Annotated in this window: 1 pseudogene; it reads left to right on the top strand. The window is 65.2% G+C overall.

Annotated features, from left to right (window positions below):
• Positions 1-356 (top strand): annotated as a pseudogene (locus M2D63_RS25560) (aconitate hydratase B); the annotation flags it as partial.

Below are 356 nucleotides of genomic sequence, written 5' to 3'. Positions count from 1 at the left end.
ACCGAACTGCTGGGCACCATGCAGGGCGGCTACAACATCGCCACCCTGGTCGAGCTGCTGGATGACGCCGAACTGGGCGCCGTCGCCGCCGAACAACTCAAGCACACCCTGCTGATGTTCGATGCCTTCCACGACGTGGCCGAAAAAGCCAAGGCCGGCAACGTTCACGCCAAGGCCGTGCTGGAATCCTGGGCCGCTGGCGAGTGGTTCACCGCCCGCCCTGCCATCGAGCAGAAGTACACCCTGACCGTCTTCAAGGTCCCGGGTGAAACCAACACCGACGACCTGTCCCCTGCCCCGGACGCCTGGTCGCGCCCTGACATCCCGCTGCACGCCCTGGCCATGCTGAAAATGGC

Origin of the sequence: Pseudomonas sp. BJa5, assembly GCF_030272875.2 — a bacterium.
GTDB lineage: Bacteria > Pseudomonadota > Gammaproteobacteria > Pseudomonadales > Pseudomonadaceae > Aquipseudomonas.
Note: the sequence above shows the minus strand (reverse complement) of the source record. Positions and strands in the feature narration are given on the sequence as shown.